Below are 17,190 nucleotides of genomic sequence, written 5' to 3' on the forward strand. Positions count from 1 at the left end.
TACTTTAAGTTACAAAAAATGATTAGGTCTGAATCACTCCCACGTTAAATCTTTCCGTAATGGGCGCATGATTTGCCGCTTCGATACCCATGCTGATTAGGTTGCGGGTCTCCCGGGGATCAATCACCCCATCCACCCAGAGTCGGGCGGCAGCATAGTAGGGGCTCAATTCTTCGTTGTACTTATTTGTGATCTCTTCCAAAAGCTGTTTTTCATCCTCTTCCGAGATCACCTTTCCGGTTTTTTTGAGAGAAGCTACTTTGATCTGAAGGAGGGTTTTGGCAGCTGATGCACCTGACATCACCGCCATCTGTGCAGTCGGCCAGGCATAGATCAACCGCGGATCATAGGCTTTGCCACACATGGCGTAATTACCCGCACCATAGGAATTACCTACCACTATAGTAAACTTGGGAACGACGGAGTTGGCCATGGCATTGACCATTTTAGCGCCATCTTTGATGATTCCGCCGTGCTCAGCTTTGCTGCCTACCATGAAACCGCTGACATCCTGCAGGAAAACCAAGGGTATATTTCGCTGGTTGCAATTCATGATAAATCGCGCAGCCTTATCAGCAGAGTCTGAGTATATCACTCCGCCCATCTGCATTTCGCCTTTGGCAGTTTTGACGATTTTCCGCTGATTGGCGATGATTCCTACGGCCCAGCCGTCGATTCGTGCTGTGCCGCATATTAGGGTTTTGCCATAATCTTTTTTGTATTCATCTATTTCACCTCTATCTACTATTCCAGAAATAACCTCCAACATATCATAGGGCTTTACCCGCTCCATGGGAAAGATTTCCAGAAGTTGCTCTCCAGAAATACCCGCATCCCTAGGTTCAATCCGGTCAAATCCAGCCTTTTGATTTTCGCCCAATGTGCCGAAAATTTTGCGGATCGCATCCAAACATTCCTGATCAGATTCGTACTTATTATCCGTGACACCGGAGATTTCGCAATGGGTGGTCGCTCCACCCAGCGTTTCATTGTCCACTGTTTCCCCGATTGCAGCTTTGACCAAGTAGGATCCAGCCAAGAAGATCGAGCCGGTCTTATCTACGATCATGGCTTCATCGGACATGATCGGCAAATACGCACCTCCAGCCACACAGCTTCCCATGATCGCGGCAATCTGTACAATTCCCATAGCGGACATTTTCGCGTTGTTTCGAAACTGCCGGCCGAAGTGTTCCTTGTCGGGAAAAATTTCATTTTGCATGGGAAGAAAAACTCCTGCACTATCGACCAGATAGATGATGGGAAGTCGATTTTCCATGGCGACTTCCTGAGCCCTCAGGTTCTTTTTGGCTGTCATCGGAAACCATGCTCCAGCTTTGACAGTAGCATCATTCGCTACGATCACACACATCCTGCCGCTGACATAGCCAATTCCAGTGACCACTCCAGCTGAAGGACAGCCTCCCTCCTCTTCGTACATTCCGTCAGCTGCGAAAGCCCCGATTTCCAAAAATCTGGAACCTGAATCAATCAAATAATCAATCCGCTCACGGGCGGTCAATTTGCCTTTTTGATGCTCGGAATCGATCCGCTTTTTTCCTCCTCCTAGGTTGACTAGTTCGGTTTTTTGCTGGAGTTGCAGTAATAAATCCTGAAAAGTCGGTGTGCTTGTTTCCATCGTGGAATTAGGTAAGTCAATTTGGGTTTATGAATAGTCAAACTCCCTTTATAGGAAGGAGGTTTAGTAGCAAGATACAGAAAAGCCCTTTTCCTGCGAGAAAAAGGGCCTGAATGCTTTTGAGAATTTTGGCTGTTAAATACCTTCGATTTCCTCTTTGTAGCTTTTGATGGAGCGGTAAATCGCTGAGGCCATGTACTCTTTGCCTTCTTGGCTCATCAGGAATTTTTCTTCCTCCGAATTGGATAAAAATCCCAACTCTACCAAAACACTTGGCATAGATGGCGTCCAAAGCACATAAAAAGGGCCTTGCTTTACGCCTCTGCTTTTTCTGCCCACCCGATCTCTAAACTGAGTTTCAATTTGATCGGCAAGAGAGATGCTGTTGCCGATGAATGCTTTTTGGGTCAGATTAAACATCATGTAGGATTCCGGAGAGGTAGGATCAAATCCTTCGTATTCTTCTTCGTAGTTTTCCTCAAGGAAAATCACGGAGTTTTCTTTTTTAACGATATCAAAATTTGCCTCGAAGTATTTGGTACCCATCACAAAAGTCTCGGTGCCATAAGCTGATTTATTTGCGGCGGAGTTTGAATGAATGGAAACAAAAAGGTCTGCCTTGTTGACATTGGCAATATTCGGGCGCTGTTTTAGCGTCGGGAAGCTATCATCATCTCGTGTGTAAATCACCTCTACATCCGGCATATTTTCTTTGATATACTTCCCAACCAGCAGAGTTACAGCTAGGTTAATGTCTTTTTCCCGAACTTTGGACCCAATATTTCCGGGATCGCTTCCTCCGTGACCTGCATCTAATACGATTTTTTTCATCCGAAAAGCTGGCATCATCGTTTCATTGGGGATAAATCCACCGAATAGAAAAGGAATCGCTATAAGAAAACTTAAGAGAATTTTTTTGTTCTTGAACCGTTCCATGAGGGCAATCGAATTAACTTTACGCAAAATTTCAACTAAATTAAACAAAGCGCAAGCAGCAGTGTCGGGTCACAAAATCCTTTTTTTACTTATTTCAGGGCTTTGGCTAATCCCCCAATTTGCATCGGCACAGCGACCTACAAAGCCTCCTGTCGAAAAAGTCCTAGTCACTCCGGACACGCTGACGCCTCCATCGCGGACTCTTCCATTAGCCGATACACTTGCTGCTAGGCAAGACACTTTGATAAACTTGGACTCGGCAAAAATTATGCCCACAAGCGATATTCAAACAGATATTCTCTATTTCGCTGAAGATAGCATCATTACAGATTTTACCGAGAATAAAGTCTACCTCTATAAAAACGCTTGGTTTGAATATGGGGAAATGAAACTGGAGGCAGATCGAATAGTCATTGACTGGAAAAACTCAGAACTCTATGCCACAGGGGTTACGGATAGCTTGGGAACAGTCACGGGGAATCCGTTTTTCACCGACCAAGGAACCTCCTATGAGATCCGAAAGGAGATGCGGTACAACTTCAAATCCCAAAAAGCAATCATCAAGGATGTAGTCACCGAGCAGCAGGATGGAGTACTTCGCGGTGAAACGATCAAAAAGACGGAAGACGGAAGTATTTATTTGGATCACGGCTACTACACGACCTGTAAACTAACCAAACCCCATTGGCATATCTCCTCAAGCAAAATAAAATCCATTCCAGGCAAGCAAGTGGTTTCCGGTCCATTTAACTTGTATTTCAATGGCATTCCTACGCCGTTGGGATTACCTTTTGGATTGATTCCGGATACCCCAGAGGAGAAGGCTTCTGGCGTCATTTTCCCGAGTTATGGAAAGGAACAAACCCGGGGAATCTTCCTCAGAGATTTAGGTTATTATTTTGCAATCAACGACTACATTCATGCCAGAATCACTGGGGATATTTTTTCAAAAGGTGGATGGGGACTAAAATCCCAGGCCATCTACACCAAGCGATATCGCTATAGCGGCGGCTTCAATGTGGATTTTCAGAAGTTTGTAAGCCCAGAGACAGAATTGAATCCCGTCGATTACAATACGTTTCGGATTCAATGGAACCATACGCCGATTACACGAGGCACTGGGAAGTTTTCCGCTTCGGTCAATGCCGGTTCGACTAGCTACTTCAACAACGTGGTCAGTCAGAATAATTTTTCAAACAATGTGACTGCCGATCTCAATTCTAATATTTCCTATTCCAAACAATTTGCAGGAACGCCGTTTTCCTTGTCGGCTAATTTCCGTCACTCCCAAAGTGTGCAGACAGGAGAAGTCAGACTGGATCTACCTACGATTGCGGTGAATATGAACCGGCAAAGCCCGTTCAAGAATGTAAAATTTGAACCGCTTAAAACCCTAAATATTGCATGGAACTTCAATATGCAAAACACGATCTCCAACCGTCTTCAGCAGCAACTTGGAGTCAATAATCCAGAACTTGGATCAGGACCAAGAACAATCCCATTCAACCTGGAAAATTTCGGCTTGCTCTTACAAAATGCCAATAATGGCGCCAAAAACTCGATTCCACTTTCTTCCAACTTCACACTTTTCAATTACTTCACAGGCACTGCTTCGGTCAATTACAACGAACTCTGGTATCTCCAGCGAATCAATTACTATTACAATCCTACCGAAGAGCGGGTAGACCGCATCATCGAAGATGGTTTCAACCGGGTGGGTTTTTACACCAGTTCATTTGCCATGAACACCAACTTCTATGGCTTCTATAACTTCAAACCGAGCAGCAAAATCCAAACGATCCGGCACCATATTGCGCCCACTTTTGGTTTTAACTTTACTCCAGATTTTTCAGATCCTTCTTACGGATACTATCAGGAAGTCCAAGTAGATGAATCAGGTAGAATTCAGCGATTTTCAAGACATCAGGGCTTTGTCTATGGTGGTGCACCTCCGGGAGAATCCCGGGCATTGAGTATCGGAATCCGAAATGTCCTGGAAGCCAAAATTCTAAATGCCAAGGATAGCACCTCAGAAAACGCTACTAAGAAAATTCCACTTTTGGAGTCTTTCAACGTCAATACCGCATACAACTTTGCAGCGGATTCATTTAAGCTCTCTCCTTTTCAAATTTCAGCCAGAACAAGCTTTTTTGATCGGAAGCTCTCTGTGAACTTGACGAGTAACATCGACCCCTATGCAGTTCAAACCATACCAGGCGAAAACGGCACAGAGACCTTCCGTAGAATCAACCAATTTGCCTGGAAAAACGGCCAAGGAATAGGGACGATCCGCAATGCTTCCCTGAACATGAATGCCTCTATCAATCCCCGAAGCGGACAATCTCCTGGAGAAGTGCGGGACGAATTGACTCAGGATTTCATTCAGCGTGGGGGTGTCGTAGATGAATTTGCACAAAACGAAATCAACCGAATTGTGTCAGATCCCAGCCAATATATCGATTGGGATATCCCTTGGAATCTTACTGTTGGGTATAACCTAGCATACTCCCGACAGATCAATAACAACAAAAACATCACCCAAACGATGAACCTGAGCGGGGATGTGTCTATCTCAGAAAAATGGAAAATCAATTTCAACACCGGATACGATTTCCAAACTGCCGAACTCACCCAAACTATGATCGGTATCGCCCGTGATCTTCATTGCTGGCAGATGAATGTCAATTGGGTACCTTTTGGCAAATTCACCTCCTACAATATTGACATCCGCGTCAAATCCAGTATCCTTCAAGACCTTAAGGTTTCTAGAAGAAGAACATTCTTTGATTTATAAAGGATTAGCAGTGGATTGCTGAAAATCAAACCCTCGCCCGGCTTAATGGCATCGTCATACATCTCGGTCCACCCAAGCCACGACTCAATTCTGAACTCGGTATCTCCAAAACCTCCACCCCCATATTTCGCAGAGCTCGATTGGTGTGGATATTCCGATTGTAAGAAATCACCCTACGCGGTCCGATTGCGAATACATTCGCTCCATCAAACCACTGCTCCCGCATGGAATAATCCGGATTGCCATCTGCGGTATGCAGAACTTCCAGATGAGGGATTTCCCGTGCCAAGACTGTTAGCAAGGATTCCTTCAGAATTTCACGCTTGATTGTCACTTTTTCTCCATTGTTTTCTTTTAGGGTATAAAGTGAAGTCTGCAACACCGCATTCATCGCATCTGGATAAGTCAACACGAGATTTTCATCCAAAATGGTAAAAACCGTATCCAGGTGCATGTATTGTCGTTTTTCAGGCAAATGCACTTCATATACTCGCTTCACTGTACCTTCTCCCAACAAGGATTTGGCGGCATGGTAGATTGCCTTTTCATCCGTTCGCTCAGAATTACCAATGGCCACTGCTTCATTGGAAAGGATGATTATATCTCCCCCTTCGATACTTGGTGGACTATGCATCCCCTCCAGTGGATAGAGCAAATTGATATTCTCTTTAAAGTCAGGATGATTTTCAAAAATAGTCCGAAGAAGGTCTGCTTCCCGCTGCCTTCCTTCCATTTTCATGCTGGAGAAAATGATACCACCTGGAGTTACAGCCATGGGATCTCGCTGGAAATACAAGTTGGGACAGGGAGAGATGGCAAAGGCATACTCCATCAGTTCACCTGCATTGAGATTGGGGATTTTCCGTCTCAGCTCATGGATTTTGAGCCCTCCCGTGAGGATCCCCGCACATTCGGCAGTTGAATATCGTTCCAATATATCCCCGGCAAGGTGCCCCAGTCCTGATCTGCTAAGTGCGCTCTGCATCAGTTTCAACAGAATAGTTTGGTCATACAATACCCGGATCAAAAGCTCCCGGAGCTGATACACCATGGCCCCTGTAGAAGCTTTGATGAGATTGGAAAAGGTATCGTGCTCCTTTTGCAGCGCTTCGAGATAAGGCACATCGTCGAAGAGAAGAAACTCCTTATTGTATGGAGTCAACCGATCTATTTCTTTCCCGGGACGGTGCATTAAGACTGCTTTGAGGGTCCCAAATTCTGAATTGAGCCTTAGGTTCATTATTTCTATATTTTCAACAAAAAGAAATTTTTATTGCAATTTTCAAAATCAAAAATCGAATTAAGTGAATATTTGATAAAATTTTACTGATTGCTTTGAATGCAAAAAGTGAAAAAATCTGATTCAGAACTGATTATTTTTTTTGAGAATATGAATTAAAATTTACTAATTTTTTGTACGCCCCTCAAACCCTCTGGCACGGTTATTTCGTTATCTATACCATTCACCCAAAAACAACTTATGTTTTCTTTCAAAAAATTCCTCACCGGCTTTTTTTTTACCGGTGCATTGCTTCTTCATTCAGGCTGTACTACTGCTCAAATTACTGATATTCTTAAGCAGGCGAGTACTAACCCTACCACCACTGAGATTTCCATGGGGCTGAAAGAGGCGCTTGAGAAAGGAACCGGGATCAGTGCTGAGCGACTTTCACTTGAAAATGGATACTTGGGCAATCTCGATGTCAAAATCCTATTTCCTGAAGAAGCAAAAAACGTGGAAAACACCCTACGATCCATCGGATTAGGATCCATGGTTGATCAAGTGATCACTAGTTTGAATCGAGCGGCAGAGGATGCTGCCATAGAAGCAAAACCCATATTCACTCAGGCCATTAAGCAGATGAGTTTTCAGGATGTGCAAAATATCCTGCTCGGGGAGGAAAATGCCGCCACCATGTATTTCAAAGGCAGCACTACTTCTTCGCTCACGGAAAAGTTTTCTCCGATCATTGATGCCAGTTTGAAAAAAGTGGATGCTACAAAATACTGGGGTGATGTGATGACCCGATACAACAAGGTGCCTTTCGTGAAAAAAGTAGACACCGATCTGACTGCCTACGTGACACAGAAAGCAATCGACGGACTTTTCATTGAGATTGCTAAGGAAGAGCTGGAAATACGGGAAAACATCGGCGCAAGAACCAGTCCCCTGCTAAAGAAGGTTTTTGGCTACGCCGAGAGTCAGAAGAGGTAAAGAAAATGACCCATGGAGTTTGAATATTTCTTCTACAGCGGAAAAAATCACTAAAGAATTGACCACGTGAGCGACCCCGTTCACGTTTTTTTTTTGCAAAAAAGTGATCGGAAAACAGGACTTAAGGGACTTTGGAAATCAGGGAGAAAGAATTTAAAAATATTTTTCAATTCTGCCTGTAACAAAAAGACAGATCCATTTTCCAAGATACAAAACCACAAAAAATCAAGGAAAATGAAAAAGACACTTCTACTCATCTGCTTCACGCTACTCCTCCAGCCACTAGTTGTAGCTCAGTCATCGATCTCAGTGAAAACCTCCGGAACCGGAGACCCAATCCTTTACCTACCGGGATTTGCTACTCCGGGAGAAGTCTGGAATGAAACCGCTTCCCAATTCCCAACACATTCCGCTCATATCGTTACCTATGCGGGTTTCGGAGGAATTGCTCCAGTAGAAATGCCCTGGTACGAATCGCTCAAAACTGACTTAATCGAGTACATTACTTCAAATAACCTGAGCAATTTGACGGTCATTGGCCACAGCATGGGAGGAAATTTAGCTTTGGATTTAGCGGCCAGTTTCCCGGATCGTATCCAAAAAGTAGTCATCGCCGATGCCTTGGCCTGCATGCGCGAAGTCATGATGCCGGGCGTACCAGCAGCAGCTTTGGGCTACGAAAGTCCCTACAATGACCAACTCCTAGCGATGGATGCAACAGCTCAGTCAGCCTATTTGACTCAAATGACCCAGAATATGATCACCAAGCCATCTGATCAGGAGATGGTCAAAACCTGGATGGCAAATGCTGATCGCAAAACCTTTGTCTATGGCTATGTGGACTTGCTTAAGCTAGACAGTCGACCGCTACTCACGTCGATCAAAGTCCCGGTATTGCTCATGGTAGCGGGTCAGCCTTTTGGCCCAGGAGCACTGGATACTATGAAAAAGCAATATGAAGCGCTGGAAAACAAGACCTTTGCCTTTACTGCCGACAGTAAGCACTACCTGATGCTGGATCAACCGGAGTGGTTTGTGCAGGAAATCAATACCTTTCTAGGAAAGTGAATCCAGAACTGAAAACGCAATTTGAGCTACTCTATCAGGCCCATTACCGAATGGTTCTTCAACTCTGCCTTGGATTCGTGAAAGGAGACAGCGATCAGGCCAAAGACCTCACGCAGGAAGTGTTCATCCAGGTTTGGAACAATCTGAGCAAGTTTCGTCAGGATGCTACTCCCAAAACCTGGATCTACAGAATCACAGTGAATACTTGCCTGAATTTTCTGAAAAAGCAGAAAAACAAAGATCAAAAACTAGGAGAAATCCTGCGAGACCAAGAAACGACCGAAGAAATCAACTTCACAGAGACAGATCCAAGCAAAATGCTTTTTGAAGCAATGGCTCACCTCTCTGAGATCGATCGACTAGTCACTGGATTACTCCTCGAAGATGTCCCGCAGGAAGAAATCGCAACCATTTTGGGCATCTCAGACGGAAATCTCCGTGTCAAAATCCACAGAATCAAACTCAGACTTAAAAAATTAATTTCATATGAATGAACTAGGACAAACTCTCAAATCGGGATGGAAAAGCTCCGGATCGGACATCACTCCTCCACACATCCCTGCACAATTAATCAGCGAAGCCCAACGACTCAACCGAGAAAGCAAAAAATTCCAATGGAGCACCTTACTGATCTTGGGATCGACATTCCTGATGATGTGCTATTTTCTGCTGGTTTACTTTGGCTTTCGCGAAACGCTGAGTCATGTGGGCGTGGGAATTATGTTGGGGTTCTTTCTCCTTCGGTTTGTGCTGGAAGCTTTCAGTATTGTGGAAGGTGGAAAAAAAGAAGCCACAGATTCAGCCATAGAAAGTCTGGAAAAGGAAAAGAAATACCTGGAACTCCGGCTACGCATCCACGGATTCTACACCTTTCTGACGCTCAGTGCTTATACTTTGGGCTTTCTGCTTCTCCTACCGGAATTCTCCAAATACATCAGTTCCTTTTGGATGGGAGCTTTGGTCTGTTCCTACTTTATTCCTGGTATTATCCTGACGCTGCTGATCCGAAAGAATGTGCAAAAAGAACTTCGGGAGTTGAGAATGGTGGTGGAGTTGAAGGAAAAGATTTTGGGATAAGTCAGAAAAAATCTTGCCAACGTGAGTGACTTCACTCACGTTTTTTTTTTAAGCTCACCGAAAATTGAATTCCACTATTTTTTTGCTTCGGGTCTAGGGATACACAAAGACCCAATAGAATTTTTAAATATGAATATCCACTTTTACCTAATCCATGTTGGGATAAACTTTACATTTTCCCAAACTCCATTCTTCAATTCGAATACAAATGCTCTACCATCTCCATAAATCTGATGGTGGTAATCAATTTCTAAATACACCCCAGTTGAATCCAGATTAAAAATGGGTTTATATACTTTGTAATAGGGCTTATCCAAATCAAGGTTATTAGGTTCGATTGTGTTTTTACCAAAATCAAATTTCTCTTTGGAAGTAGAACTTGTTAATTGGTATTTCAGATGGTTCAAGGTCTGTTTACTATTTGGAAAAAGATTCATGTCTATAGAGTTAAAAATTCCCTGCTCATTTCTAGAAAAATATTCTGGAGGAGGAAATTCAATTCCATCTTCACCTGTTTCAATAGTATAGTACACAAAAGGATAAGTATGTCCGATTATTGAAGTTCGATTTTCAAGCTCACCACTTTTAATCAAGTCATTTACCAACTTTTCCACTAAATGATTATAGGATTTATAGACTTTCTCCTTTTTTGAGGCACAACTTGTCAAGAACATAAAAAGGAATAAGGAAATTAATCTTTGATTCATTACTTTTTAAAAACAAGTTTATTATTGAACTAAAAAATCTTCATTTTTCTAAAGACTTTCCAAACCTATGAATATTACAAAAAGATAAATTAAAGATTTTTTATGTTTCTAATTTCTTCTTTTAAAACAGGAAGATCATTAATTAGAATTTTCCAAAGTAAAGTAGGGTCAATGGAATCATAGGCATGAACTATCATATTCCTCAGCCCAATAATATGTTTTGAGCTCGAAATAGACACAGAAGCATCAATAAGAGTAATTTTCCTAACTGCCTCTCCGATAATTTCTAAATCTCGTTCTACTGTTCGAACAGCCATAAAATTTGAACTGAATTTTGAGTAATCCCTTGAGTTAATTTCAATCACTTGCTCCAATTCTTGGATCACTGATTCAATGTCAAGTATGAATTTCAAAATCTTACTAGGCGGCATAAAGCAGGACTTTCGTGTCGTCCAATTCCTTCTTGAATACAGGGTTCTTCACTACTCTGTAGGAGACAAGATCGACTTTTCTTAAAAACAATCTTTCCAAATCATCCTTTAGGTCAAAGAAAGCTTCTCCATGCTCTAGGGGAGAAAGATTTTCTGAAAATAAAACTGCAAAATCAAGATCGCTTGAAGCTGAAAAAGAGGTTGAAACTGCTGATCCGAATAAAAATAAGTTTGCTACAAAATGCTTTTTGCAGATCGATTCTAGCTGATTTTGCTGATTTGGTTTCAGTTTTAACATAATCAAATATAAGAACGAAAGAGAAAAATTTGAGTTCCCCCTGTTCTAAACCAATATTTTTGATTCAATAAGTGCTCCTTAATGAAGATTTTCTTTAGGAAACAAAAAAGCCGGGAGTGCGAACACTCACGGCTGCAATAATAATCTACTGGTCACTAACTCAGACCAAATCAACAGTCAGCATTTCCCCTTCCTTCGTCACTTTGACCACTCCCTTTTGAGTCAGTCCTTTCATAGAGACATCCCATTTCTTGCCGCTAAGACCTGATTGTGCTTTCAGATCGGGAAGTGATGCAGGGTGATTTTTGATGAGAAGCTCGAAAATCACTTTCTCATCCTCGGTCATTTCCACCGCTTTTTTCTCCGGTCTCATCTGAGGGAAGAAAAGTACTTCCTGAATCGTCGTCTTATTAGTCAGGAGCATCGTCAATCGATCGATACCAATTCCCAATCCCGAAGTCGGAGGCATCCCGTATTCCAAAGCACGAAGGAAATCTTCATCCATCGCCATGGCTTCATCATCCCCTCTTGCTGCCAGTTTCAATTGCTCCTCAAATCGCTCCCGCTGATCGATTGGATCGTTGAGTTCGGTGTAGGCATTGGCTATTTCTTTTCCATTGACAAAAAGCTCAAATCGCTCCACCAAACCCGGCTCGGTTCTATGCTTTTTCGCCAAAGGCGTCATCTCTATCGGATAATCGGTGATGTAGGTTGGCTGAATCAAGTTGGCCTCCACTTTGGCACCAAAGATCTCGTCAATCAGCTTACCTCGACCCATCGAATTGTCAACTTGGATTCCCAAATCCACACAAACTTGGCGGATTGCCGATTCATCCATTTTGCTTACGTCGATATTTGCAAATTCTTTGATCGAATCATACATCGAAAGCCTTCTGTATGGTCCAGCAAAATCAATTTCTCGATCACCGACTTTTACGACCGTTTTGCCGTGGATGGATTCAGTTACTTTTTCTAGCAGTTCCTCCACCATCTCCATCATCCAGATGTAGTCTTTGTAGGCTACATAGATCTCCATGGACGTGAATTCCGGATTATGCGTGCGGTCCATGCCTTCGTTTCGGAACATTTTCCCAAACTCATAAACCCCGTCAAAACCACCAACGATCAACCTTTTCAGGTACAATTCATTGGCGATTCTCAAGAAAAGCGGCATGTCCAAGGTATTGTGGTGCGTCTGGAAAGGTCTCGCCGCTGCACCACCATGAACTGCCTGAAGAATCGGCGTCTCCACTTCCAACCATCCGTGATCATCGAAAAATCGACGCATGTTGGAGATTATTTTTGATCGAGTGACAAAGGTCGACTTGATCTCAGGATTTACCGTCAAATCCACATATCGCTGACGATACCGAAGTTCAGGATCGGTGAATCCATCATAGACATTGCCCTCTTCGTCACGTTTTACAACAGGAAGTGGCTTTATTGACTTAGAAAGGAGCTTCAATTCAGTGACATGGAGGGAGATTTCACCGGTTTGAGTGGTGAAAATGTAGCCTTTCACCCCAACAAAATCACCTAATCCAAGCAGCTTCTTGAAAACGGTGTTGTATAAAGTCTTATCCTCGTCCGGACAGATATCATCCCGACGAACGTAGATCTGAAGAATCCCGGTGGAATCTTGGATCTCAGCAAATGATGCAGATCCCATGATCCGACGACTCATGAGACGACCCGCGATGGATATGTCCTTGTAGTCAGTTTTTCTGTTTTCGTAGTTTCTATGAATATCCTCCGCCGTGACATTAATGGGGAAAGATTCGGCTGGATAGGGATTGATCCCCAGAGCCATTAATTCTTCCCGGTCTTTTCTGCGTTCGAGTTCCTGTTCGCTCAAAAGTTGCATTTTTATGATTTGATATTTGATATTTGAAATTTAATTAAGCGGGAAGACCGAAGTTCGAACCTAACTACCCTCTACCACTACCTATTTACTATTAACTATTAACTATTAAGGCTTCGACTCCGCTCAGCCTGACAGAACTGATCACTGCGACTGCCTACTGAATACTGAATACTGATCACTTCTTCCTTCTCCTCATCTCTCGCTTGATCAGGTCAAACTCCCTGCTGCTTTGACCGGCGATGGATGTGTTCTCAGAAGCTCTTCTAGTGAGGTAAGGCATTACTTTTTCTACCGGACCGTAGGGAACGTACTTCACTACTCGGTAGCCTGCCTTTGCCAAATTGAATGAAATATTATCGCTCATCCCGTATAGCTGGGAGAAATAAATACGATCCGAAACAGGATCAATGTTATGAAGATTCATCAAGCGGGTTAAAGCCAAATTACTCTTCTCATTGTGAGATGCGCAGACTAAGTAAATACCATTTTCGACACAGTATTCAATGGCGGCATCGTAATCCCGGTCTGTAGCAGCTTTAGTTGGCTGGATAGGATCTCGATATCCCAACTCTTCTGCACGTTCTCTCTCCTTCTCCATGTAGGCTCCACGTACTGGTTTTGCGCCAAATAAATAGCCCTTACTTTTTGCCATCTCCGCCGATTTCTTCAATCGCTCCAGCGAATCGTGACGATACATTTGATAGGTATTGTACACGACGCAGCGTTCTTTATTGTATTTCTCCATGGCTTCGTAGGCCAAGTCGTCGATGACGTTTTGAAACCAGCTTTCTTCTGCATCCACCAGAATTTTCAGCCCTAGATCATGTGCAGCTTTGCAAAGTCGATCGACACGAGCTTTCATCCGATTAAAGGCAGCCAACTCCTCCCCTTTCAGTAGCTCACCATCCTGGACTTTGACCATCAACTGATAATCGCCCAATCCCGTCACTTTAAAGACACCAAACGGCATGTAATCCGTCTTGGCAGATTCGACCAAAGTCTGATAGATCTCCTCTGTAGTGGCATCAAAACTAGCCTCATCCCCTTTTCCCTCTACAGACAGGTCCAGAATGGAATGAACGCCATATTTCGCTAAGTGCTTGCAGGCTTGAACGCTTTCGGCGATGGTCTCGCCACCACAAAAGTGTCCAAACATGGTTTTCTTCATGATTCCTTTGACAGGAATTTTCAGTTTAAAAGCAAGATTAGCCAGGGCAATGCCAAGATCTGAGATAAGATTATTGTTCAGCGTAGCAAAAATCAGGTACATTTTCCTGAGTTCAGCATTGCTTTTGGAAGCGAAAGCTACTTCCAGATTTTCAAAAGAAATTTTGGGTATGACGGGCATATCACGCAAATAAGGTGGCAAAGATATCAAAAAAACTGCTCTAACAGGGCTTTTGTTCGGGTATTTGACGGGTCATTGCCAGAGTAAAAAGTCTATCTTCTTAAGAGTTTGAAGTCTTTTACTCAGGTTTTTAAACTCCGCCCACCTGACATTCAAATTTTCAAACCTTTCAAGTAAGAAAACATACCAATTTTCCTTTTACCAAATAATCAATCATGAAATAGAAAGAAATTCAAAATTATTTTTTCAAAATATTTCATCAATTAACCAAATAAAATAAAAATATTATTCTGTTTAGATCAAAATTAGCTGTCCATTTAGCGAAAAACCAAAGATTCTAACTCGGATTTATCGAATAGTTAAAAAAATGACTGAAAATTAATTTTGTTTTTAAACTGTCGCCTTTTACTTTTGAAACATGTTAATCACAGCAGCGATCTATTTTACCTTCTTTTACTTTTACTTTCGAAGCCAAAATCGAATCGGAGCTGTGTATGTCCTAGCCAAAAACTAAAAAAAATATAACACACAAAAGCCCGATTCGAAAGAGTCGGGCTTTTTTCATTTAAAACGCTCAACACTATGAAGCCGCACAAACAAATCAAAGATTGGGGATTGGGTTTGACCACCCCGCTGATTATCGCAGGTCCTTGCTCTGCAGAGACTCCAGAACAGATCGAGCAGATCTGCAAAGAAATGAAAGAAGTCAATATGGTTCCCCAGCTTTTCAGAGCAGGAATCTGGAAACCGAGAACCAGACCGGGGTCCTTTGAAGGCGTGGGGGAAGAAGGTTTGAAGTGGATGGAGATCGTTCGCCATCATCTGAATATTCCTGTCACTGTAGAAGTTGGCAATGCTTCCCACGTGGAATTAGCCCTAAAACACAAAGTTGATGTCCTCTGGATCGGTGCGCGCACCACTGTAAATCCGTTTGCAGTTCAGGAAATTGCAGAAGCCCTCAGAGGTGTAGATGTCCCAGTCATGATCAAAAACCCAATGAACCCAGATCTAGAACTTTGGATGGGTGCTTTGGAAAGAATGTATGCTGTCGGCATCGATAAACTCGCTGCCATTCACAGAGGCTTCTCTGATGCGTATGATAAGCGCTACAGAAACAAACCAAACTGGTCTATGCCGATTCACCTGAAGCGTGAATGGACTGGAATGGAAGTCATCAATGACCCTTCACACATTGTGGGAAGAAGAGACGGCCTGCTGGAAGTAGCGCAAAGTGCTATGAACTTTGGCCTGGATGGCCTAATGATCGAAACTCACCATGATCCGGATAAAGCTTGGTCAGATGCCAAGCAGCAAGTAACACCTGCCAGACTGAAAGAAATGATCAGTTCGATCGACTTCAAGACTCCACTTGAAAACATGAAGCCAGACGAAAGGCTACAAGACCTCCGTCGTGCAGTAGATCATTTGGACGATCAATTGTTGGATATTCTTCAGGAAAGATTTGCAGTAATCGATCAGATCGGAGCGCATAAGCGTGAGCATCATTTGACTGTATTTCAGTCAGACCGCTGGAAAGATGTCATGGAAAGCCGGACCCAAAAAGGTGTAGCCAAGCATTTGAGTGAAAAATTCATGAAAGAGTTGCTTTATTGTATCCATGAGGAATCAGTAAAACGCCAGGAAAAACAACTGAGAGAGGCTGAGCCTGTTAAGAAATAATCTGCTCTCAAATCTGGAAGGCAGTTACTCATGGTGACTGCTTTCCTTACCTTTAAACTTCTACCAACTTCCTTAAACCTTGGATCCTGTCATTTTCACTTCCGAAGCAGCAAATGCCCTTTCGGGAGTATTAGCGCAAGTCAATTTTTCTCGATTAGTGGTATTGACCGATTCCAATACACAGGCACATTGCCTCCCGCTAGTCAATGGAATTTTACCCAACGACACGATATACATCAGCGTCGAACCCGGCGAAATCCACAAAAACCTCGAGACCTGCAAGCAAATCTGGTCAGAAATGACCGAAGCAGCGCTGGACCGGAAAGCACTAATGCTAAATCTAGGAGGCGGTGTGGTCACAGATATGGGCGGCTTTTGCGCCAGCTTGTATAAACGCGGAATCCGATTCATCAATATGCCCACTACGCTACTCTCCCAAGTTGATGCAAGTGTCGGGGGGAAATTGGGAGTGGATTTCAAAGGATTAAAAAATCACTTGGGCGTCTTCAATGAACCCGAAACGGTCATCATCGCACCGGAATTTCTTCAAACTTTGCCAAAGGCAGAGCTTCGATCCGGGTATGCAGAAATCCTGAAACACGGATTGATACGTGATAAAGCCTACTTCGAAAAACTAAAAACTGAAAACTGGGATTCTCAGGACTGGGAGAGCTTGATCAGGCACTCTGTTGGGATCAAAAAAGCCGTAGTAGAAGCCGATCCAAAAGAAGCAGGGCTTCGAAAAATCCTCAATTTTGGTCATACGATCGGACATGCATTTGAGTCCTACTTTTTAGATTCAGAAAATCACCTGCTTCATGGTGAAGCAATTGCTTTGGGAATGATTTGCGAGGGATTTCTTTCTTTTCAAAAGATCGGGTTCAGTTTTGAAGAACTTGATCAACTCACCAAAATGATGCTTCAGATCTATGGAAAAGTAGAATTCTCCGAAGAGCATCTAAACCCAATCCTCGATCTATGCCTTCAGGACAAAAAAAATGAGGGAAGCACGCTACTTTTTTCCCTACTAAATTCAATTGGCGACTGCGATTACAATATCCAGGTGAATCGAGAAGAAATACGAGAAGCCATCCAATATTATCACAATCTTAAAACGGCCTGAGCCTTGAATA

General features: G+C 43.0%; 15 protein-coding genes. 7 read left to right on the forward strand and 8 right to left on the reverse strand.

Annotated features, from left to right (window positions below):
* Nucleotides 1–22: 22 nt before the first annotated feature.
* Nucleotides 23–1,639: an acyl-CoA carboxylase subunit beta gene (locus DK188_RS08210; protein WP_111670337.1), complete on the reverse strand. Its 1,617-nt coding sequence runs from the start codon at nucleotides 1,637–1,639 to the stop codon at nucleotides 23–25.
* Nucleotides 1,640–1,774: 135 nt separating this feature from the next.
* Nucleotides 1,775–2,575 carry an N-acetylmuramoyl-L-alanine amidase family protein gene (locus DK188_RS08215; protein WP_111670338.1) on the reverse strand — a complete coding sequence of 267 codons (801 nt, stop codon included), beginning with the start codon at nucleotides 2,573–2,575 and terminating at the stop codon, nucleotides 1,775–1,777.
* Between DK188_RS08215 and DK188_RS08220 the strand changes: the two genes are divergently transcribed.
* Complete coding sequence (locus tag DK188_RS08220; RefSeq protein WP_232825690.1) at nucleotides 2,574–5,369, forward strand: putative LPS assembly protein LptD; 2,796 nt, start codon at nucleotides 2,574–2,576, stop codon at nucleotides 5,367–5,369. The two genes, DK188_RS08215 and DK188_RS08220, sit on opposite strands and share 2 nt — an antisense overlap.
* Nucleotides 5,370–5,394: 25 nt before the next feature.
* On the opposite strand, the gene DK188_RS08225 is transcribed toward DK188_RS08220, so the two are convergent.
* Nucleotides 5,395–6,609 (reverse strand): arginine deiminase, encoded by a 1,215-nt coding sequence (locus tag DK188_RS08225; protein ID WP_111670339.1) that lies wholly within the window; start codon nucleotides 6,607–6,609, stop codon nucleotides 5,395–5,397.
* A gap of 240 nt (nucleotides 6,610–6,849) precedes the next feature.
* On the opposite strand from DK188_RS08225, the gene DK188_RS08230 reads away from it, so the two are divergent.
* From DK188_RS08230 to DK188_RS08245, 4 genes are all read left to right on the forward strand, one after another.
* On the forward strand, nucleotides 6,850–7,584 hold the full coding sequence (locus tag DK188_RS08230; RefSeq protein ID WP_111670340.1) for a DUF4197 domain-containing protein: 735 nt from the start codon (nucleotides 6,850–6,852) through the stop codon (nucleotides 7,582–7,584).
* Nucleotides 7,585–7,818: 234 nt separating this feature from the next.
* Complete coding sequence (locus tag DK188_RS08235; RefSeq protein WP_157963197.1) at nucleotides 7,819–8,652, forward strand: alpha/beta fold hydrolase; 834 nt, start codon at nucleotides 7,819–7,821, stop codon at nucleotides 8,650–8,652.
* Complete coding sequence (locus DK188_RS08240) at nucleotides 8,649–9,146, forward strand: RNA polymerase sigma factor (protein ID WP_111670342.1); 498 nt, start codon at nucleotides 8,649–8,651, stop codon at nucleotides 9,144–9,146. The genes DK188_RS08235 and DK188_RS08240 overlap by 4 nt, the downstream gene beginning before the upstream one ends.
* Complete coding sequence (locus DK188_RS08245) at nucleotides 9,139–9,729, forward strand: hypothetical protein (RefSeq protein WP_111670343.1); 591 nt, start codon at nucleotides 9,139–9,141, stop codon at nucleotides 9,727–9,729. Before DK188_RS08240 ends, DK188_RS08245 begins: the two co-directional genes overlap by 8 nt.
* Before the next feature lie 143 nt (nucleotides 9,730–9,872).
* Here the strand turns inward: DK188_RS08245 and DK188_RS08250 are convergent, their stop codons facing one another.
* From DK188_RS08250 to DK188_RS08270, 5 genes are all read right to left on the reverse strand, one after another.
* Nucleotides 9,873–10,343, reverse strand: a complete 471-nt coding sequence (locus DK188_RS08250; protein WP_157963198.1) for a hypothetical protein — start codon at nucleotides 10,341–10,343, stop codon at nucleotides 9,873–9,875.
* A 182-nt stretch (nucleotides 10,344–10,525) separates the two neighbouring features.
* Nucleotides 10,526–10,867 carry a HepT-like ribonuclease domain-containing protein gene (locus tag DK188_RS08255; protein WP_111670345.1) on the reverse strand — a complete coding sequence of 114 codons (342 nt, stop codon included), beginning with the start codon at nucleotides 10,865–10,867 and terminating at the stop codon, nucleotides 10,526–10,528.
* The gene (locus DK188_RS08260) at nucleotides 10,857–11,165 is read right to left on the reverse strand and encodes a nucleotidyltransferase family protein (RefSeq protein ID WP_111670346.1); all 309 of its coding nucleotides are present in this window, start codon (nucleotides 11,163–11,165) and stop codon (nucleotides 10,857–10,859) included. The genes DK188_RS08255 and DK188_RS08260 overlap by 11 nt, the downstream gene beginning before the upstream one ends.
* Before the next feature lie 160 nt (nucleotides 11,166–11,325).
* Nucleotides 11,326–13,029, reverse strand: coding sequence for a lysine--tRNA ligase (gene lysS / locus DK188_RS08265; protein ID WP_111670347.1), 1,704 nt, complete (start codon nucleotides 13,027–13,029; stop codon nucleotides 11,326–11,328).
* Nucleotides 13,030–13,204: 175 nt separating this feature from the next.
* Nucleotides 13,205–14,377: a proline dehydrogenase family protein gene (locus DK188_RS08270; protein WP_111670348.1), complete on the reverse strand. Its 1,173-nt coding sequence runs from the start codon at nucleotides 14,375–14,377 to the stop codon at nucleotides 13,205–13,207.
* A gap of 582 nt (nucleotides 14,378–14,959) precedes the next feature.
* Between DK188_RS08270 and DK188_RS08275 the strand changes: the two genes are divergently transcribed.
* Nucleotides 14,960–16,057 (forward strand): chorismate mutase, encoded by a 1,098-nt coding sequence (locus DK188_RS08275; RefSeq protein ID WP_111670349.1) that lies wholly within the window; start codon nucleotides 14,960–14,962, stop codon nucleotides 16,055–16,057.
* A 79-nt stretch (nucleotides 16,058–16,136) separates the two neighbouring features.
* On the forward strand, nucleotides 16,137–17,180 hold the full coding sequence (aroB, locus tag DK188_RS08280) for a 3-dehydroquinate synthase (RefSeq protein WP_111670350.1): 1,044 nt from the start codon (nucleotides 16,137–16,139) through the stop codon (nucleotides 17,178–17,180).
* Nucleotides 17,181–17,190: the final 10 nt, after the last annotated feature.

The organism is Algoriphagus litoralis, assembly GCF_003259255.1.
Lineage (GTDB): Bacteria > Bacteroidota > Bacteroidia > Cytophagales > Cyclobacteriaceae > Algoriphagus > Algoriphagus litoralis.